Genomic DNA, 17,480 nt, shown 5'->3' on the forward strand with positions numbered 1-17,480 from the left:
TCAGTTCTCCAGAACGTCGAGCACGCCCAGCGGCAGTGGCACGTCCATCAACTTGTCGAACAGCAGATAAAGACCGATAGCCATCAGGCTGATGATCACCGCGCTGGGTAGCCAGCGGCCGCCATACAGGCGTGCCATCGGGACTCCGATCAGAATGCTGGCGACGATGAAACCCAGAGGTTCGAAGGTCCCGGCGAACACCAGCAACAGCAGCACGCAGATGCCGATTTTGGTCAGGGTTTCGCGGTCCAGTTTCGGGTCATCGTCGCTGTGCACGATCGGCGCCGGTCGAAACACCATGTACAGCAACGCCAGGCCCATCAGGCCGAGCATCAGCAGAGGGAAGGCCCGAGGCCCGACCGGTTCGTAGGAAAAAGCCGCTTGATACGGCCACGCCATCAGCGCCAGGCCGATACAGGCCAGCAACAGCACCGAAGCGAAAATGCGTTGTATGAGCATGAGGAACTCCTGGGCCACGACCCCGAGAACCGGGGTCGTGGCCGCTAGACAGAGGCGATCACTGGATCAGGCCGAACTCTTTGGCCAGCACTTTGTAGTCCGCGACCTGCTTCTTCACGTAGGTGTCCAGCTCCGGGCCGGTCATGGCGAACGGGAACAGTTCACGCTGATCGCGCAGCTTGGCGAAATCCTCGGAGGCCAGCAGTTTGTCGAAGGCGTTTTTCCACCAGGCGTAGTCTTCGTCGCTGACTTTTGGCCCAAGGTAGAAACCGCGAACCACTGGCCAGACGATGTCGTAGCCTTGCTCTTTAGCGGTCGGAATGTCTTTCATTTCCGGCTCGTCCAGACGCTTCTCGGAGAACACCGCGAGCAGGCGCATGTCGCCACTCTGGATGTGTGGCATGGAGTCGGAGATGTCGGTGCTGCCGACCTGGATGTGGCCACCGAGCAGGGCAGTGGCAATTTCACCGCCGCCTTCGAGGGCGACATAACGCAGGTCGCGTGGGTTGATCCCGGCTGCCTTGGCGATCAGTGCGGTTTGCATCCAGTCCTGGCTGCCGACGGTGCCGCCGGAACCGATCACCACTTTGCTCGGATCTTTCTTCAGCGCTTGAACCAGGTCGTCCAGGGTCTTGTAAGGCGAATCGCTTTTCACCGCGATGGCGCCATAGCTTGTGCCGACGGCGGCAAGCCAGCGGACGTTGGTTTCATCGAAGCGACCGAACTTGCCTTGCGCCAGGTTCAGCAGCGAACCGCTGGACCACGCCACCAGCGTGCCGGCATCGGCCGGGCGCTGAGCGACCACCGCGTTGTACGCCACCGCGCCGACACCGCCGGGCATGTAGGTCACGCGCATCGGTTTGGTCAGCAGTTTTTCGTTCACCAGCGCGCTTTGCGCCAATTTGCAGGTGAGGTCGAAACCGCCGCCCGGCGAGGCCGGGGCGATGCATTCCGGGCGTTTGGGTTCGGCCATCAATTGGCTGGCAAACAGCATGATGCCGGTAGCCAGAGCAACTTTACGCAGTGATAAGTTCATTCAAGTCTCCTTAAGAGTTTTTGTTATGGACGTACTGAATTACCAAAGGGCAACGCTATAGCTCACCAGCAGACGCACTTCATCGGCATCGCGAGCAGAGTAGTTGGAACGGTAGGTGGCATTGCGCAGGCGTACGGCGACATCTTTCAGGGTGCCGCTTTGTACGACGTATTTGATCTCGGTGTTGCGTTCCCACTCCTTGCCTTCATCACCGTTCTTGAGCTTGATGTTGTCACCGCTTACGTAACGGCTCATGAAGCTCAGGCCGGGAATGCCGAGTTTGGAGAAATCGTAATCGTAACGTGCCTGCCAGGAGTGTTCTTCGGCGCCGGCAAAGTCATTGATCTGCACGAAGTTGACCAGGTACGGATCGCTGCCGTCGACGTAGGGAAAAGCGCTGTCACCGGACATGTGTTGATAGCCGGCGCTGAGTTTATGCCCGTTCAAGGCGTAGCTCACCAGACCGTTCAGGGATTTGTTATCGATTGGACCGCCACGGGTTGCGCCCTCGTCGTCACTGATGGCCAGTCGCAGGTCGGTGCCGAATGTGCCGGGACCGAACGGTTGCGACGCGACAACGCCGAGGAAGTGCTGGTTGTAGACTTCATCGAGTTGGGCGAAGTGGTAACTGCCGGTGATCTTGTCGGTGAACTTGTAGTCTACGCCGCCAAAGTCAAAGTGCTTGCCGGCCACGGTGCCGGCGAAGCGGCTGTTCTTGTTGTTGAGGGCGATGTCCTCGAAGTCGGTGCTGTCGCGGTCCTTGGATTTCTCCAGGCGCCCGCCGGTGAAGGTCAGGTTCTTGATCTCTTTGGAGGTCAGCAGGCCGCCTTCAAAGGTCTGCGGCAGGATGCGCCCGTCGTTGGGCTTGAGGATCGGCAATTCCGGAATCAGGCTGCCGATTTTCAGCTCCGTGGCGGAGATTTTCACTTTGCCGGTCAGGCCGAGCTTGGAATACTCATCCGCCGCGCGACCGTCGTCATGGGTCGGCAACAAACCGGTGCCGGTGCGATCCGGACTTGAATCGAGTTTTACCCCCAGCATGCCCAACGCATCGACACCGAACCCCACGGTGCCGTCGGTGTAACCCGATTGCAGATTGAGCATGAACCCCTGGGCCCATTCGTCCCGCTTGGATTGCTGGGCGCTGGTGCCGTCGCGAAAGTCGCGGTTGAAATACATGTTGCGGGTTTCGAAGGTTGCCGTACTGTCTTCGAAGAAGGCAGCCTGGCTCAACGGCGAAAAGCCGGCGAGGGCGGCGGCACTGGCAAGGGCGGTGTGGCTGAGGCGGGAAAAACGCGCAGGCGGGCGAGCCTGAAGCTGCATCGACAGCATGGTGACGTACTCCGTTTATTGTTCTTATTGGCGAAAACGCTTCGAGGCGTTTCTCGTACTGCTATGGGCACTAGCAACGGCAGTCGAAACTGTCCGTGGCTGGACTCTAACTGGCCAACCTTTCGCTAACCTTTCAGCTTACTTTCGCGGTTTTCGGGCTTCACAGCGACGGATGCGGCTGTAAACTCCGCGCCAAAGAATGGCGTCGACCATCCCTGAATGAGGTAAAGATCCATGCGTGTTCTGCTCGTCGAAGACCACCTGCAGCTTGCCGAAAGTGTCGCTCAGGCGCTCAAGAGCACCGGCCTGACCGTGGATGTGCTGCACGACGGTGTGGCGGCCGACCTGGCCTTGAGCAGCGAGGAATACGCCGTGGCGATCCTCGATGTCGGCTTGCCGCGCATGGATGGCTTCGAAGTGCTGGCGCGCCTGCGGGCCCGGGGCAAGAACCTGCCGGTGCTGATGCTGACTGCCCGCAGCGACGTCAAGGATCGGGTCCATGGCCTGAACCTTGGGGCTGACGATTACCTGGCCAAACCCTTCGAGCTGACAGAGCTCGAGGCCCGGGTCAAAGCCTTGCTGCGCCGCAGTGTGCTCGGCGGTGAACGCCAGCAGCGTTGTGGTGTGCTGGCCTATGACCTGGACACCCGGCGCTTCACCCTCGGCGAAGAATTGCTGACCCTGACTTCCCGCGAGCAGGCGGTGCTCGAAGCCCTGATCGCCCGTCCCGGTCGGGTGATGAGCAAGGAGCAACTAGCCGCCCAGGTTTTCGGCCTGGACGAGGAGGCGAGTCCCGATGCCATCGAAATCTACGTTCACCGCTTGCGCAAGAAACTCGATGGTCAACCAGTAGCCATCGTGACCTTCCGCGGCCTTGGCTACCTGCTGGAAAGTCGCGATGCATAAGCTCAGCAGCCTGCGTTGGCGGTTGCTGTGGAACCTCGCGCTGTTGCTGGTGGTGTTGATGCTCGCCAGTGGTTTGAGCGCGTACTGGAACGGCCGCGAAGCTGCCGACACCGCGTATGACCGGACCTTGCTGGCTTCGGCGCGGACCATCGCCGCGGGCCTGTCCCAGCGCGATGGCAGCCTCAGTGCCAACGTGCCTTACGTGGCCCTCGATACGTTCGCCTACGACAGTGCCGGACGGATTTTTTACCTGGTTAATGACATCAATCAGAAGCTGATTTCGGGCTACGAAAACCTGCCACCGCCGCCGCCGGGAACGCCACGTACCGATGATTATCCGGCGCTGGCGCGTTTCTATAACGCCAGTTATCAAGGCCAGAATGTGCGAGTGGTCAGCCTGCTCAAAGCGGTCAGCGAGCCGAACATGAACGGCATGGCGGAAATCCGCGTGGCGGAAACCGATGAGGCGCGGGTCCGCATGGCTCGCAGCCTGATGGCTGACACTTTGTTGCGTCTGGGCATGTTGGCGATCGGTGCGTTGCTGATGGTGTGGTTTGCGGTCAGTGCGGCGCTACGCCCGTTGGAGCGCTTGCGCACGGCGGTGGAAGAGCGTCAGCCCGATGACTTGCGGCCCTTGCCGTTGGTAGAAGTGCAGCATGAGTTGGGGCCGCTGGTGCGTGCGCTCAATCACTTTACCGAACGTTTGCGCGGGCAGTTCGAGCGTCAGGCGCAGTTCATCGCCGACGCCGCCCACGAATTGCGTACCCCGTTGGCGGCGCTCAAGGCACGACTCGAACTGGGCATGCGGTCGAACGAACCTGAAACCTGGCGCAACACCCTTGAAACCGCCGCCCAGAACACAGATCGCCTGACTCACCTGGCCAATCAATTGCTCTCACTGGCACGGGTCGAGAATGGTGCCCGGGCAATCGCCGAGGGCGGTGCACAATTGCTCGACCTCAGTCAGTTGGCCCGGGAACTGGGTATGGCCATGGCGCCGCTGGCCCATGCACGTGGCGTGGCGTTGGCGCTGGAAGCTGACGAACCGGTGTGGCTGCGCGGCGAACCGACGTTGTTGAATGAACTGTTGAGCAACCTGGTGGACAACGCGCTGGCCCACACGCCACCGGGCGGCAATGTGATCCTGCGGGTCATGGCGCCGGCGGTGCTGGAGGTCGAAGACGATGGCCCGGGGATTCCTCTTGAAGAACGGGAGCGGGTGTTCGAGCGTTTTTATCGGCGTAACCAGCAGGTGGCTGGATCGGGACTGGGGTTGGCCATCGTCGGCGAGATCTGCCGCGCCCACCTGGCGCAGATCAGCCTGCACGATGGCGAGCAGGCGGGGCTGAAGGTGCGGGTGAGTTTTATCGCGGGAGAGTGACGACAACCCTGTGGCACAGAGGCTTTTGTGGCGAGGGAGCTTGCTCCCGCTGGGCGGCGAAGCAGCCCCAAAACCATACGCCGCAGTATTTCAGTTAAACCCTATTTATCGGGTTTACGATTGCTGCGCAGTCGAGCGGGAGCAAGCTCCCTCGCCACAGTTGCTTGTGTTCACAATCAGTAAAACATCGAGCGCGACTCTTCCAGATCTTTGCACATCGCCTCGTTCTCCGGATCGATCCCCAGCTTCTTGAAGGCCGGTACGCTGGATGGATCAATACGAGCCAGTGGATGATCGGTGTCCTTGTGGCAATACAGGCTGGCCACTTGCACCAGATCGACATAATCGACCCGTTCCGATTGCCGCTTGAAATCCAGATACCGCCCCGGCACTTGCACCAGCATTTCCGGAAATTCCCAGACCCTGAGCAATTTATCGCCGAGTAGCGGATGAATCCGGTCGATCACATGGTTGAGGCTGATCGGGTCAGACAGCAATTCGTAGTGATCTTCGGCGTAGGTCAGAATCGGCAGCACGCCAATCTGATGCACCAGACCGCCGAGCGCCGCCTGATCAGGCTTGAGTTGCGTATAACTGCGGCACAACGCGTAACTGACGCCGGCGATTTCCAGGCTTTTGCGCCAGACTTCGCGCATTTTCTGTTCCACCACTTCGGAACGGGCATTGAAGATCTGTTCCATCACCAGGCCAATGGCCAGGTTGCTACTGTAATTGACGCCCAGCCGGGTGATGGCCGTGTGCAGGTCAGTCACTTCCTGGGTTGCGCGCAGCAATGGGCTATTGACCACTTTGATCAGGCGCGCCGACAACGCGGTATCGCGGCCAATCACTTTGCTCAGTGTGCTGACACTGATTTCCGGGTCTTCAGCGGCCTTGCGAATCTGCAGGGCCACTTCCGGTAACGTTGGCAGAACCAGGTCATCGTTATCGATGGCCTCAACCAAATCCTGTTGGACCTTATCCGCCAGCTCGATCATTTCTTTTCTCTAGGGTATTGCGACAAGTGCTGCTGTTAACGCTGGATTTCGCGATCACGATCCAGTTGGTAAGGCAGGTCGAGCAGATGCAGGCCAGGACCTTCAAGTGCGCCAAGGTGCAGGTTGCCATCTTCTGCCGCTTCGGCTTGCAGCACCGCAAGGAGTTCAATGTTTTGCCCGGCGCGGGCGGCCAGCACCACTTCACCGATCGAACTGCCGTGGGTCGGGGAGAACAATTGGGTGCCGGGCTCCGGTAATTCGCTGGCCTCCAGTTGCAGGCGATACAACCGGCGCTTTAGTTTGCCCAGGTACTGCATGCGCGCGACGATTTCCTGGCCGGTGTAGCAACCTTTCTTGAAGCTCACACCACCGACGGCTTGCAGATTGAGCATCTGCGGGATGAACAGCTCGCGAGTGCTCGGCATGACCTGACCGATCCCGGCGCGGATCTGGCCCAGCAGCCATTGATTCAATTCACCTTCGGCCAACAGAGCGGACAGCTTGCCTTTGATGGTGTCGGCTTGATCGGCGCGAACCCAGAGTTCAGCGCGGTCAGGCGACACGCGAAGGGCGATCAGGCCGTCATTGCGCACCACGCTGTCGGTTTCTGCCGGTAGTTCCAGGCCCAGGCTGGTCAGAGCCGCATCGCCATGCTCAAGGCCAAAGCGAACCCAGCTGGTACTTTCATCGGTCAGTTTCGATTTGGAGAACACCGCGTACTTTTTCAGGTCCGCCAGTTGCGGCTCCAGCAGTTCGCTGGCCATCGCCATGAGTACACCGTCGCCTTCCAGCAGAATGCGGAAACTCGACTGCATCCGGCCTTTTTGCGTGCAACGCGCGCCAAGGCTGGCCCGGGTATCGCTCAGATAATCAAGGTTGCAAGTCAATTGGCCTTGCAGGAATTTGCCGGCATCCGCGCCGCGTACCGCGAGAACGCCTTCGTGAGACAGGGTGCAGAAAAAAGCAGAATCGGCCATGGGTCATCGCAGGGTAAAGAGTCCAAGGGACATCATAAGGGGGCGCCCATGAAATGGGTAGTTCACAAAGGTTCGTCGGGGGCGACCAAAGCCGACTGTTCGAGCAGGCCCGGGGCTGTATACTTGCCGCCTATTTGAGGAGCGCTCCATGGTCGAACAAGTTGAACTGAATCGCCTCTACTGGCACAGTCGCCGCGGCATGCTTGAGCTTGACGTGTTGCTGGTGCCGTTTGTGAAAGAGGTTTATCCGCACCTCAACCAGGTGGATCGTGATCTGTACGTCCGTCTGCTGACGTGTGAGGATCAGGACATGTTCGGCTGGTTCATGGAACGTGCTGAATCGGAAGATCCGGAGCTGCAGCGCATGGTTCGCATGATCCTGGATCGTGTCCAGCCCAAGTAACGCGTTCGAATGCCGCTGGCATGCCTCACGGCAGTTGCTGGCGGCGTATCTTTTGGCTCAGCTATTCGCGCTGGGTTCGTTGTTTCTTCTTTCCCCACCGGTCTGGGCCAGTTTGCTCGGCGCTTTTTGCTGTCTGGCTCATGGCGTCTGGGCATTGCCGCGACAGATTCTGCTGACACACCCGCAGGCGTTTCGCGGCTTGCGTCGCGATGCCGATGGTTGGCAGTTGTGGAATCAAGCGGTGGGTTGGCAGCCCGTGCAACTGCGACCGGACAGTCTGGCGTTGCCATTGATTGTGGTACTGCGGTTTCGTCTGCGCGATGAGCGGCGGGTCAAGTCGATCTGTGTGCCGCGCGATTCGCAGGCGGCGGATGTGCACCGACGCCTGCGGGTTCGGCTCAAGTTCAGTCGGCGTAGGTGGGCGGCACCAGAATAGTGTCCAGGGCGACCGGCAGCATGTTCGGGTAATCGAGGGTGTAATGCAGGCCGCGACTTTCCTTGCGCTCCATGGCTGACTGAATCATCAGCTCGGCTACCTGCGCCAGGTTACGCAGCTCGATCAAATCCCGACTGACCTTGTAATTACTGTAGAACTCGTCGATTTCGTCCAGCAACAGACGCACCCGGTGCTGAGCCCGTTGCAAACGCTTGTTGGTGCGCACGATGCCGACGTAGTCCCACATGAATCGCCGCAGTTCGTCCCAGTTGTGCGCAATGATCACGTCTTCGTCAGAATCAGTAACCTGGCTCGCATCCCAAACGGGCAGGGCGGTCGGAATCGACACGTCTGGCAACTGCTCAAGAATGTCCGCTGCAGCCGAACGGGCGTAAACGAAACATTCCAGCAGCGAGTTGCTGGCCATGCGGTTGGCGCCATGCAGGCCGGTGAAGCTGGTTTCACCAATTGCATACAGGCCCGGCACGTCGGTGCGGCCCCGCTGATCGACCATCACGCCGCCGCAGGTGTAGTGCGCCGCTGGCACCACCGGGATCGGTTGTTTGGTGATGTCGATGGAGAATTCCAGGCAGCGTTCATAGACCGTCGGGAAGTGCGTCTTGATGAAGTCTTCGGGTTTGTGGCTGATGTCCAGGTAGACGCAGTCGATACCCAAGCGCTTCATCTCATGGTCGATGGCGCGGGCGACGATGTCCCGTGGTGCCAGCTCGGCCCGTGGGTCGAAGCGCTGCATGAAGCGTTCGCCATTGGGCAGCTTCAGGTGGCCACCTTCGCCGCGCAGGGCTTCGGTGATCAGGAAACTCTTGGCTTGCGGGTGATAAAGGCAGGTGGGATGGAACTGGTTGAATTCCAGGTTCGCCACCCGGCAGCCCGAACGCCAAGCCATGGCAATGCCATCACCGCAGGCGCCGTCGGGGTTGCTGGTATAGAGGTAGACTTTTGCCGCGCCGCCCGAGGCAAGGATCACGAAGCGCGCGCCGTAGGTATCGACTTCACCGGTGCTACGGTTGAGCACATAGGCGCCGAGGCAACGATCGCCTTCAAGGCCGAGGCGCTTTTCGGTGATCAGGTCGACCGCGACTCGCTGCTCCAGCAGTTCGATGTTGGGACGCTGTTTGGCCTGATCGAGCAGGGTTCTGAAGATCGCCGCGCCCGTCGCGTCGGCGGCATGGATGATGCGCCGGTGGCTATGACCGCCTTCGCGGGTCAGGTGAAACTCGAAGCCACCGTCTTCGGTGCCCGACTGTTCATCGCGGGTAAAGGGTACGCCTTGGTCGATCAGCCATTGGATAGCCTCTCTGCTGTGCTCGACCGTAAAGCGCACCGCGTCTTCATGGCACAGGCCACCACCGGCATTGAGGGTGTCATCGACGTGGGATTCGACAGTGTCGGTGTCATCCAGAACGGCAGCGACACCGCCCTGGGCCCAGAAGGTTGAGCCATTGGCGAGGTCGCCTTTGCTCAATACGGCGATGCGCAAATGACCGGGCAAGGTCAGCGCAAGGCTCAAGCCGGCAGCGCCGCTGCCAATTACCAGAACATCGTGTTGAAACTGTTGGCTCATTTCAGGATTCCGCTCAAAGCGACCCGGGACGGGGTTGGCGCAAGACAGCTGGATCGGCGAGTCAAGACAGCCACACAGCCCACTAGTATATAGAGGGGGGGATCGGCACAATAGCCGGGCCAGCATGGCATTGTGAAACTACTGTGACGGAAAAGGCTGGACGCTTCGTCGGAAGTTTTTTTGAGGGCTTCGGCGACAAGGTGACTGTATCGTGGATTTAACAGTCTTTTTCTCTTCACAGTTGCACAATGTCGGTTTCGGGCAGCTATAAATATGGAACTTTTGCCAAAGGCTCAAGATCAATAGAAGGTTGCCTGAAACAAGGGACAGTGTCGGCTTCGGTGCGGGACTTGCGGTTGGGTCCTTGCTGACGAATCCGATGACAAGATTATTCGCGCAGCCGGGTTATCCCGCGCTGCGCTTTTCGTGCGTGCCAAATCAGAGCGCGCAGGAAACTTGCTTGAAGGGGGAGAACTTTTGCGAAAAGCCCGAGTCTATGTTTGCAAGTCTGGTCGTTCAGTAATGCAAGCCTCCTTCGAGCTTATCGAGGAGTGTTCATGCTAACCCAGGAAGAGGATCAGCAGCTGGTCGAGCGCGTTCAACGCGGCGACAAGCGAGCGTTCGATCTGCTAGTGCTGAAATACCAGCACAAAATTCTCGGGTTGATCGTGCGGTTCGTGCACGACACCCATGAAGCCCAGGATGTCGCACAGGAAGCCTTTATCAAGGCATACCGTGCACTTGGTAATTTTCGCGGAGACAGCGCGTTTTATACGTGGCTTTACCGCATCGCCATCAACACGGCGAAAAACTATCTGGTTTCACGCGGCCGCCGGCCGCCGGATAGCGATGTCAGCTCCGAGGATGCAGAGTTCTACGATGGCGATCATGGCCTCAAGGATCTCGAGTCGCCAGAACGTGCATTGCTGCGGGATGAGATCGAAGGCACCGTCCATCGAACCATTCAGCAACTGCCAGAAGATTTGCGTACGGCTTTAACTTTACGTGAATTCGATGGTCTGAGTTACGAGGACATTGCCAGCGTCATGCAGTGTCCGGTGGGTACCGTGCGCTCCCGGATTTTCCGCGCTCGGGAGGCCATCGATAAAGCCCTGCAGCCGTTGTTGCAGGAAAACTGAGACAGCGGCGACAGCCAAGAGAGGAACGCCATGAGTCGTGAAGCCCTGCAGGAATCGCTGTCCGCAGTGATGGATAACGAAGCGGACGAATTGGAATTGCGTCGGGTGTTGAATGCCTTCGACGATGTTGAAACCCGCGATACCTGGGCTCGTTACCAGATCGCTCGGGCAGTTATGCACAAGGATTTGTTGCTTCCTCGTCTGGACATCGCTGCGGCAGTCTCTGCTGCGCTGGCTGACGAAGCCGTACCGGCAAAAGCCTCTCGCGGTCCATGGCGCAGCCTGGGTCGTCTGGCAGTCGCTGCTTCGGTGACCGTTGCCGTGCTGGCGGGTGTTCGTCTGTACAACCAGGACGAGATCGCCGGTGTCGAGTTGGCTCAGCAATCCAGTCAACCGGGTCTGGCCGCTCCTCAGGTCAAGGGCCCCGCTGTATTGGCAGGCTACAATGAGAGTTCGGAAGCCACTGGCCCTATGGCCAACGGCGTATTGCAAGGTCAACCAGGCTGGCACGATCAGCGTCTGCCAGGCTACTTGCGCCAACATGCTCAACAGGCTGCACTGAAAGGTACTGAGAGCGCTCTGCCTTACGCTCGTGCAGCAAGCCTGGAAAATCGCTAAGGAGGATCATGCGCGCCATACCTCTACTTACGCTTCTGCTCAGTGGCTGGTTTGTTGTTCCAGCCCACGCCGATGAAGCCCAGGACTGGCTGAAGCGTCTGGGACAGGCCGAGCAAACGCAGAGCTTTCACGGTACTTTCGTCTACGAGCGTAACGGTAGTTTCTCTACCCATAACATCTGGCATCGCGTCCAGGATGGCAAGGTCCGCGAGCGTTTACTCCAGCTCGACGGCTCGGCACAGGAAGTCGTGCGCATTGATGGGCATACTCAATGCGTGAGCGGCACCCTGATAGCAGGGCTGGGGGACTCACCCAACTCCACCGCTCGTGCACTCGATCCACAAAAGCTAAAGAATTGGTACGACCTTGCCGTCATTGGCAAGTCGCGTGTGGCCGGGCGTGCGGCAGTGATTGTGTCGTTGACGCCTCGCGATCAGCATCGCTACGGTTTTGAATTGCATCTGGACAAGGAAACCGGTTTGCCGTTGAAGTCATTGTTGCTCAATGACAAAGGGCAACTGCTGGAGCGGTTCCAGTTCACCCGACTGGATACTGTCGAGGTGCCTTCCGACAGCGATTTGCAGGCCGGTTCTGATTGCAAACCCGTTACCCTCGACAGTGATAAGGCTTCCGCCGTCAAAACTGCGCAGGTCTGGCATTCCGACTGGTTGCCGCCAGGTTTCGAGCTGACCAGCAGTACCTCTCACAAGGACCCGGAGACCAAAGCCCAGGTCAACAGTCTGATGTTCGACGACGGTCTGGCCCGATTCTCGGTGTTCCTTGAGCCGTTGAATGGCGCAACAGTCACTGACACGCGCACCCAGTTGGGGCCGACCGTTGCTGTCTCCCGGCGATTGACTACTCCGCAAGGCGAGATGATGGTGACCGTGGTCGGTGAAATACCGATTGGCACCGCCGAACGGATTGCGCTGTCCATGCGCAACGATGCCGCGGCTACCAGCAAGCAGTGAGCTGATCAGCCATGCTCCTCAATCGGGCTTTTGATTGTGCGGGAGGTCAGCAATGCCTATCCCGCCATTGACGCCTCGAAATGTTTTGCCGAGCATTTTCATTTGCAAATATCCCCAAAATTTTTTATAGGTCAGAACCCCTCGGCTCTGGCCTTGTTTGTTGTTCCCGGAACAAAAATACCGGCGTATCGTTTCCGGTGTTCCTTGCTCCATATCGCTTAACCATGCTCGTCGTAACGGGAGCCGTATGTCGATACCACGCTTGAAGTCTTATCTCTCCATTTTTGCCACCGTGCTGGTGCTCGGTCAGGCGGTCGCTGCGCAAGCGGTCGAGTTGCCTGATTTCACGCAGTTGGTCGAGCAAGCCTCGCCCGCGGTGGTTAACATCAGTACTACCCAGAAGCTGCCGGACCGTAAGGTGTCCAGCGAGCAAATGCCTGACCTTGAAGGTTTGCCGCCAATGCTGCGCGAATTCTTTGAGCGGGGCATGCCGCAGCAGCCACGTTCCCCTCGTGGCGATCGTCAGCGTGAAGCGCAATCCCTGGGCTCGGGCTTTATCATTTCGTCCGACGGCTACATCCTGACTAACAACCATGTGATTGCCGATGCGGACGAGATTCTCGTGCGCCTCGCCGATCGCAGTGAGTTGAAGGCCAAGCTGATCGGTACCGATCCGCGCTCTGACGTCGCTTTGCTGAAAATCGAAGGCAAGGACCTGCCGGTTCTGAAGCTTGGCAAGTCGCAAGACCTGAAAGCCGGTCAGTGGGTCGTGGCCATCGGTTCGCCGTTCGGCTTTGATCACACGGTGACCCAAGGTATTGTCAGCGCCATCGGCCGCAGCCTGCCGAACGAAAACTATGTGCCGTTCATCCAGACCGACGTGCCGATCAACCCGGGCAACTCCGGTGGTCCGCTGTTCAACCTGGCCGGTGAAGTGGTCGGCATCAACTCGCAGATCTACACCCGCTCCGGCGGCTTCATGGGCGTGTCCTTCGCAATCCCTATCGATGTGGCGATGGACGTTTCCAATCAGCTGAAAAGCGGCGGTAAAGTCAGCCGTGGCTGGTTGGGCGTAGTGATCCAGGAAGTGAACAAGGATCTGGCCGAGTCGTTCGGTCTCGAGAAGCCGGCCGGTGCGCTGGTGGCTCAGATCCAGGATGACGGTCCGGCTGCCAAGGGTGGCCTGCAAGTGGGCGACGTGATCCTCAGCATGAACGGTCAACCGATCGTCATGTCCGCCGATCTGCCGCATCTGGTGGGCGCGCTGAAGGCTGGCGCGAAAGCCGATCTTGAAGTGATCCGCGAAGGCAAGCGCAAGAACGTTGAGTTGACCGTCGGGGCTATCCCCGAAGAAGGCAAAGAGTTGGAAGCCCTGCCTAAATCCAGCGTCGAGCGCAGCAGCAATCGCCTGGGTGTTTCCGTGGCCGAGCTGACCGAGGAGCAGAAGAAAACCCTCGACCTCAAGGGTGGTGTGGTTATCAAGGAAGTTCAGGACGGTCCTGCTGCCTTGATCGGCTTGCAGCCGGGCGATGTGATTACTCACCTGAACAACCAGGCGATCGGCTCCTCCAAGGAGTTCACGGACATTGCCAAGGCGCTGCCGAAGAACCGCTCGGTGTCGATGCGGGTTCTGCGTCAAGGTCGCGCCAGCTTCATCACCTTCAAACTGGCTGAATAAACCGGTTGTCGGCTGAATAAAAAACCGCCTCGAAAGAGGCGGTTTTTTTGTACCTGGATTTTTTGTGTTTGTGCTTTTTTCTGAAGGCGTCAGCCCATCATGTCCTTGACCATACGTTCCTGCTCCATCAACTCACGTTGCCGTGCGTCGATGCGCGATGACAGCGGGAAGTTGCTGCCAGCCTTGCGTTTGGCGAAGTCCAGTTGCTGGATCGCCTGGCGATAGTCGCCGACCAGCGCAAAGTACTCCGCGCGCGCCTGATGCAGGCCGATGATGTTGCCCGACAGACCGCGAGTCTCGGCCACCATGTACCAGACGTCCGGATCATCGGGTCGGCTCTTGAGCAGGTTCTCCAGCGCTTTTTCCGCTTCGGCGGCTCGATTCTGCTTGAGCAGCAGATCGACACGCACCTGATTCAGCGGGTAGTTGCCGGGATATTGAGTGAGCATCCGGTCGACCCGTGATTGAGCATCGGGCAGACGATTATTGGTGATGTCGAGATCGACCTGCGCCAGGTTGTAGATGATCTCGTTCGGTGATTTGGCCAGCAGCAGCTTGAGGTTCTCCCGAGCCTCATTCAGCTGGCCGCCCTTGATCTGGGCGATCGCGAGGCCATAGCGCGCGACGTCATTTTTCGGGTTTTCATCGAGTTGGGCCCGGAAGCGCTTGGCGCCCAGGCCTGGGGTTTCTTCATAGATCAGCTGCACGCGTGCCCGAATCAGCTGGTAACGCATGCTGTCTTCAATACCGCCCGGTTTGGCCTGTTCGGCGCGGTTGCGGGTGTCGGCGATCCGCGATTCGGTCACCGGGTGAGTCAGCAGGAATTCCGGTGGCTTGGCGTCGAAGCGGTACTGGCGCATCAGCCGTTCGAACATGGTCGGCATCGAACGCGGATCGTAACCGGCCTTTTCCAGATTCATGATGCCGATACGGTCGGCTTCCTGTTCGTTCTGGCGCGAGAAGCGTCGTTGTTCCTGAATCGCCGCCGCCTGAGTACCGGCAATGGCCGCGATCCCGGCATCGCCTGCACCGGCCGCGGCAATCACGATGCCGGCCAGCAGCGCAGCCATCATGGGCACTTGCATGCGTTGCGACGCTTCGACACCGCGGGCGAAGTGACGCTGCGACAAGTGAGCCAGTTCGTGGGCCAGTACCGAGGCATATTCACCTTCGGTCTGGGCATTGAGGAACAAGCCACCATTGACGCCGACGATCCCGCCTGGCGCAGCAAAAGCGTTGAGCTGCGGGCTGTTGATCAGGATGAATTCCAGGCGCCGGTCATTGACCTGGCTGGTCTCCACCAGCCGGTAGACGCTGGATTCGACGTAATCCTTGAGTTGCGGATCGTTGAGCTGCGACACCTGGCTGCGCAACAGCGCCAGCCACGCACGGCCCAGTTGGTGTTCCTGTTGCGGCGAGACGATGGCAGAACTGGCGTCACCGAGTGACGGCAAGTCGTCGGCGAAGCCCGGTGAGGCGAGCAGGCAAGCGAGCGTCAGCAGGGTAGGGCGCAAAAAAGTCATGCACAAAGCCTTAGTCGACAAAGACCTTACTGTAGCCGGACACTACGCTTGGGACCAGATATTCTAAGCGGCTTAACCCCCTGCCCCGGAGTGATTCGATGACTGATGCTGTAACTCACGACGCCGAACTGGACGCCAGCGGTCTGAATTGTCCGTTGCCGTTGCTGAAGGCCAAACTGGAACTCAACCGACTGGCCAGCGGTGCGGTACTCAAGGTAATCGCTACCGATGCAGGTTCCCAGCGCGACTTTCGCACCTTTGCCCGATTGGCCGGTCATACGCTGCTTCGTGAAGAAGATGAGGCGGGCGTTTACCGCTATTGGTTGAAAAAAGCCTGAAACCTGCTGCGTTCGTTTCTAAGGATTATTGATGTTCAAGGTGTTACGCGACTGGATTCAGCGCTACTTCTCGGATGAAGAGGCCGTGGTGCTGGCGGTGCTGCTGTTTCTGGCATTTACCGCGGTGCTCACCCTGGGTGGAATGCTCGCGCCGGTACTGGCCGGTATGGTGCTGGCGTATCTGATGCAGGGGCTGGTGGTGACCCTCGAACGCCTACGCGTGCCGGGTGGCGTGGCCGTGGGGCTGGTCTTCGCGTTATTCATGGGGTTGTTGCTGGTCTTTATCATCATCGTGGTGCCACTGCTCTGGCATCAACTGATCACGCTGTTCAACGAGTTGCCCGGCATGCTCGCCAAGTGGCAGTCACTGCTGTTGTTGCTGCCCGAGCGCTATCCGCACCTGGTGTCGGACGAGCAAGTGCTGCAGGCGATCGAAGTGGCGCGGGGCGAGATCGGCAAATTCGGTCAGTGGGCGCTGACATTCTCGTTGTCGAGTCTGCCGCTGCTGGTGAACATCATGATCTACCTGGTGCTGGTGCCGATCCTGGTGTTCTTCTTTCTCAAGGACCGGGAGATGATCGGCCAGTGGGTGCGAGGTTATCTGCCGCGCGAGCGGGCGCTGATCACCCGGGTCGCCCAGGAAATGAATCGGCAGATCGCCAATTACATTCGCGGCAAGGTCATCGAAATCTTCATTTGCGGTGGCGTGACTTACATTGCGTTCGTGGCCCTGGGGCTCAACTATTCGGCGCTGCTGGCGTTGCTGGTGGGTGTTTCGGTGGTGGTGCCTTACGTCGGGGCGGTGGTGGTGACCGTGCCAGTGCTGCTGATTGCGCTGTTCCAGTGGGGCTGGAGCGATCAGTTCATCTATTTGATGGCGGTCTACGGGATCATCCAGACACTTGATGGCAACGTGCTGGTGCCGCTGCTGTTCTCGGAAGCGGTCAACCTGCATCCGGTGGCGATCATTTGCGCGGTGCTGTTGTTTGGCGGGTTGTGGGGTTTCTGGGGTGTGTTCTTTGCGATTCCCCTGGCGACGCTGTTCAAGGCTGTGCTGGATGCCTGGCCGCGCAAGGAGCCGATGGTGGCGCCGCTGCTTTAATGGTCAGTGCTCGTTATGCGGTGAGGCTGATGGCCTCATCCCGAGCAGGCTCGGTCCCACAGGGTTTGCGCAAATCCTGTGGGCGCGAGCCTGCTCGCGATGGCGTCCGAACGGGCTAGATGAATCAGGCTTTATTGAGGGCCTGAGCCGCAGCCAAAACCGCATCCACATGCCCCGGCACCTTCACGCCGCGCCATTCCTGACGCAGCACGCCGTTCTTGTCGATCAGGAACGTGCTGCGATCAACGCCCATATATTCCTTGCCGTAGAGCTTTTTCAGTTTGATCACGTCGAACAGCTGGCACAGCGCTTCTTCCTTGTCACTGATCAGTTCGAAGGTAAACGACTGCTTGGCCTTGAAGTTTTCGTGGGATTTCAGGCTGTCGCGAGACACGCCGAAGACTTCGGTGTTGGCAGCTTTAAAGGCTTCAAGCTGATCACGAAAACCCTGACCCTGGGTGGTGCAGCCCGGCGTGCTGTCCTTCGGATAGAAGTAAATCACCACTTGCTTGCCTTTGAGGCCCGCGAGGCTGACGGATTGCCCGCTGGTGGCGGGTGCTTCGAAGTCGGCAACCGGTTGGTCGATGGCTACGGCCAT

The 17,480-nt window shown here is 59.0% G+C and carries 19 protein-coding genes; 10 read left to right on the forward strand and 9 right to left on the reverse strand.

Annotation, left to right across the window (positions count from 1 at the left end; translation table 11 throughout):
• From AB3226_RS21315 to AB3226_RS21325, 3 genes are all read right to left on the reverse strand, one after another.
• On the reverse strand, positions 1-459 hold the full coding sequence (locus AB3226_RS21315) for a tripartite tricarboxylate transporter TctB family protein (protein ID WP_367374499.1): 459 nt from the start codon (positions 457-459) through the stop codon (positions 1-3).
• 58 nt (positions 460-517) lie between these two features.
• A complete protein-coding gene (locus AB3226_RS21320; protein WP_367375826.1) occupies positions 518-1,453 on the reverse strand; it encodes a Bug family tripartite tricarboxylate transporter substrate binding protein in 936 nt (311 codons plus the stop codon).
• A gap of 81 nt (positions 1,454-1,534) precedes the next feature.
• Complete coding sequence (locus tag AB3226_RS21325) at positions 1,535-2,827, reverse strand: OprD family porin (RefSeq protein ID WP_367374500.1); 1,293 nt, start codon at positions 2,825-2,827, stop codon at positions 1,535-1,537.
• A gap of 234 nt (positions 2,828-3,061) precedes the next feature.
• Here AB3226_RS21325 and AB3226_RS21330 point away from each other — a divergent pair, with 234 nt between their 5' ends.
• Both AB3226_RS21330 and AB3226_RS21335 read left to right on the forward strand, forming a co-directional pair.
• Entirely contained in the window at positions 3,062-3,733 is a 672-nt protein-coding gene (locus tag AB3226_RS21330) for a response regulator (protein ID WP_007898613.1), read from the forward strand.
• Entirely contained in the window at positions 3,726-5,114 is a 1,389-nt protein-coding gene (locus AB3226_RS21335; RefSeq protein WP_367374501.1) for a sensor histidine kinase, read from the forward strand. The genes AB3226_RS21330 and AB3226_RS21335 overlap by 8 nt, the downstream gene beginning before the upstream one ends.
• 176 nt (positions 5,115-5,290) lie before the next feature.
• Here the strand turns inward: AB3226_RS21335 and AB3226_RS21340 are convergent, their stop codons facing one another.
• Complete coding sequence (locus AB3226_RS21340) at positions 5,291-6,112, reverse strand: HDOD domain-containing protein (protein WP_367374502.1); 822 nt, start codon at positions 6,110-6,112, stop codon at positions 5,291-5,293.
• Between the two features lie 35 nt (positions 6,113-6,147).
• Positions 6,148-7,089 carry a folate-binding protein YgfZ gene (locus AB3226_RS21345; protein WP_367374503.1) on the reverse strand — a complete coding sequence of 314 codons (942 nt, stop codon included), beginning with the start codon at positions 7,087-7,089 and terminating at the stop codon, positions 6,148-6,150.
• Between the two features lie 148 nt (positions 7,090-7,237).
• Between AB3226_RS21345 and AB3226_RS21350 the strand changes: the two genes are divergently transcribed.
• A complete protein-coding gene (locus tag AB3226_RS21350) occupies positions 7,238-7,492 on the forward strand; it encodes a succinate dehydrogenase assembly factor 2 (RefSeq protein ID WP_217856610.1) in 255 nt (84 codons plus the stop codon).
• A complete protein-coding gene (locus AB3226_RS21355) occupies positions 7,476-7,928 on the forward strand; it encodes a protein YgfX (RefSeq protein WP_367374504.1) in 453 nt (150 codons plus the stop codon). Before AB3226_RS21350 ends, AB3226_RS21355 begins: the two co-directional genes overlap by 17 nt.
• On the opposite strand, the gene nadB is transcribed toward AB3226_RS21355, so the two are convergent.
• Positions 7,897-9,513 (reverse strand): L-aspartate oxidase, encoded by a 1,617-nt coding sequence (nadB, locus tag AB3226_RS21360; protein ID WP_367374505.1) that lies wholly within the window; start codon positions 9,511-9,513, stop codon positions 7,897-7,899. The genes AB3226_RS21355 and nadB overlap by 32 nt on opposite strands.
• Positions 9,514-10,070: 557 nt before the next feature.
• On the opposite strand from nadB, the gene rpoE reads away from it, so the two are divergent.
• The 3 genes from rpoE to AB3226_RS21375 are packed head-to-tail and all read left to right on the forward strand — an operon-like array spanning position 10,071 to position 12,241.
• Complete coding sequence (gene rpoE, locus AB3226_RS21365; RefSeq protein WP_003172477.1) at positions 10,071-10,652, forward strand: RNA polymerase sigma factor RpoE; 582 nt, start codon at positions 10,071-10,073, stop codon at positions 10,650-10,652.
• Between the two features lie 30 nt (positions 10,653-10,682).
• Entirely contained in the window at positions 10,683-11,270 is a 588-nt protein-coding gene (locus tag AB3226_RS21370) for a sigma-E factor negative regulatory protein (protein WP_038979331.1), read from the forward strand.
• Positions 11,271-11,278: 8 nt separating this feature from the next.
• Positions 11,279-12,241: a MucB/RseB C-terminal domain-containing protein gene (locus AB3226_RS21375; protein ID WP_367374506.1), complete on the forward strand. Its 963-nt coding sequence runs from the start codon at positions 11,279-11,281 to the stop codon at positions 12,239-12,241.
• A gap of 18 nt (positions 12,242-12,259) precedes the next feature.
• Here the strand turns inward: AB3226_RS21375 and AB3226_RS21380 are convergent, their stop codons facing one another.
• Positions 12,260-12,454, reverse strand: a complete 195-nt coding sequence (locus AB3226_RS21380; RefSeq protein WP_367374507.1) for a hypothetical protein — start codon at positions 12,452-12,454, stop codon at positions 12,260-12,262.
• Positions 12,455-12,488: 34 nt separating this feature from the next.
• Between AB3226_RS21380 and AB3226_RS21385 the strand changes: the two genes are divergently transcribed.
• Entirely contained in the window at positions 12,489-13,919 is a 1,431-nt protein-coding gene (locus tag AB3226_RS21385) for a DegQ family serine endoprotease (protein ID WP_367374508.1), read from the forward strand.
• Positions 13,920-14,008: 89 nt separating this feature from the next.
• On the opposite strand, the gene AB3226_RS21390 is transcribed toward AB3226_RS21385, so the two are convergent.
• Complete coding sequence (locus AB3226_RS21390) at positions 14,009-15,442, reverse strand: M48 family metalloprotease (protein WP_123721944.1); 1,434 nt, start codon at positions 15,440-15,442, stop codon at positions 14,009-14,011.
• 98 nt (positions 15,443-15,540) lie between these two features.
• Between AB3226_RS21390 and AB3226_RS21395 the strand changes: the two genes are divergently transcribed.
• A complete protein-coding gene (locus AB3226_RS21395; protein WP_007898654.1) occupies positions 15,541-15,780 on the forward strand; it encodes a sulfurtransferase TusA family protein in 240 nt (79 codons plus the stop codon).
• A 31-nt stretch (positions 15,781-15,811) separates the two neighbouring features.
• Positions 15,812-16,882 carry an AI-2E family transporter gene (locus AB3226_RS21400; protein ID WP_123360414.1) on the forward strand — a complete coding sequence of 357 codons (1,071 nt, stop codon included), beginning with the start codon at positions 15,812-15,814 and terminating at the stop codon, positions 16,880-16,882.
• Between the two features lie 124 nt (positions 16,883-17,006).
• Here the strand turns inward: AB3226_RS21400 and AB3226_RS21405 are convergent, their stop codons facing one another.
• The gene (locus AB3226_RS21405; protein ID WP_367374509.1) at positions 17,007-17,480 is read right to left on the reverse strand and encodes a peroxiredoxin; all 474 of its coding nucleotides are present in this window, start codon (positions 17,478-17,480) and stop codon (positions 17,007-17,009) included.

This window comes from Pseudomonas lini, from assembly GCF_964063345.1.
GTDB lineage: Bacteria > Pseudomonadota > Gammaproteobacteria > Pseudomonadales > Pseudomonadaceae > Aquipseudomonas > Aquipseudomonas lini_B.

What these genes read in the sequence shown, in the direction of transcription:
- AB3226_RS21315 (WP_367374499.1), bottom strand. Translation starts at nt 459, where the DNA reads ATGCTCATACAACGCATTTTCGCTTCGGTGCTGTTGCTGGCCTGTATC.
- AB3226_RS21320 (WP_367375826.1), bottom strand. Translation starts at nt 1,453, where the DNA reads ATGCTGTTTGCCAGCCAATTGATGGCCGAACCCAAACGCCCGGAATGC.
- AB3226_RS21325 (WP_367374500.1), bottom strand. Translation starts at nt 2,827, where the DNA reads ATGCTGTCGATGCAGCTTCAGGCTCGCCCGCCTGCGCGTTTTTCCCGC.
- AB3226_RS21330 (WP_007898613.1), top strand. Translation starts at nt 3,062, where the DNA reads ATGCGTGTTCTGCTCGTCGAAGACCACCTGCAGCTTGCCGAAAGTGTC.
- AB3226_RS21335 (WP_367374501.1), top strand. Translation starts at nt 3,726, where the DNA reads ATGCATAAGCTCAGCAGCCTGCGTTGGCGGTTGCTGTGGAACCTCGCG.
- AB3226_RS21340 (WP_367374502.1), bottom strand. Translation starts at nt 6,112, where the DNA reads ATGATCGAGCTGGCGGATAAGGTCCAACAGGATTTGGTTGAGGCCATC.
- AB3226_RS21345 (WP_367374503.1), bottom strand. Translation starts at nt 7,089, where the DNA reads ATGGCCGATTCTGCTTTTTTCTGCACCCTGTCTCACGAAGGCGTTCTC.
- AB3226_RS21350 (WP_217856610.1), top strand. Translation starts at nt 7,238, where the DNA reads ATGGTCGAACAAGTTGAACTGAATCGCCTCTACTGGCACAGTCGCCGC.
- nadB (WP_367374505.1), bottom strand. Translation starts at nt 9,513, where the DNA reads ATGAGCCAACAGTTTCAACACGATGTTCTGGTAATTGGCAGCGGCGCT.
- rpoE (WP_003172477.1), top strand. Translation starts at nt 10,071, where the DNA reads ATGCTAACCCAGGAAGAGGATCAGCAGCTGGTCGAGCGCGTTCAACGC.
- AB3226_RS21370 (WP_038979331.1), top strand. Translation starts at nt 10,683, where the DNA reads ATGAGTCGTGAAGCCCTGCAGGAATCGCTGTCCGCAGTGATGGATAAC.
- AB3226_RS21375 (WP_367374506.1), top strand. Translation starts at nt 11,279, where the DNA reads ATGCGCGCCATACCTCTACTTACGCTTCTGCTCAGTGGCTGGTTTGTT.
- AB3226_RS21380 (WP_367374507.1), bottom strand. Translation starts at nt 12,454, where the DNA reads ATGGAGCAAGGAACACCGGAAACGATACGCCGGTATTTTTGTTCCGGG.
- AB3226_RS21385 (WP_367374508.1), top strand. Translation starts at nt 12,489, where the DNA reads ATGTCGATACCACGCTTGAAGTCTTATCTCTCCATTTTTGCCACCGTG.
- AB3226_RS21390 (WP_123721944.1), bottom strand. Translation starts at nt 15,442, where the DNA reads ATGACTTTTTTGCGCCCTACCCTGCTGACGCTCGCTTGCCTGCTCGCC.
- AB3226_RS21395 (WP_007898654.1), top strand. Translation starts at nt 15,541, where the DNA reads ATGACTGATGCTGTAACTCACGACGCCGAACTGGACGCCAGCGGTCTG.
- AB3226_RS21400 (WP_123360414.1), top strand. Translation starts at nt 15,812, where the DNA reads ATGTTCAAGGTGTTACGCGACTGGATTCAGCGCTACTTCTCGGATGAA.
- AB3226_RS21405 (WP_367374509.1), bottom strand. Translation starts at nt 17,480, where the DNA reads ATGGCCGTAGCCATCGACCAACCGGTTGCCGACTTCGAAGCACCCGCC.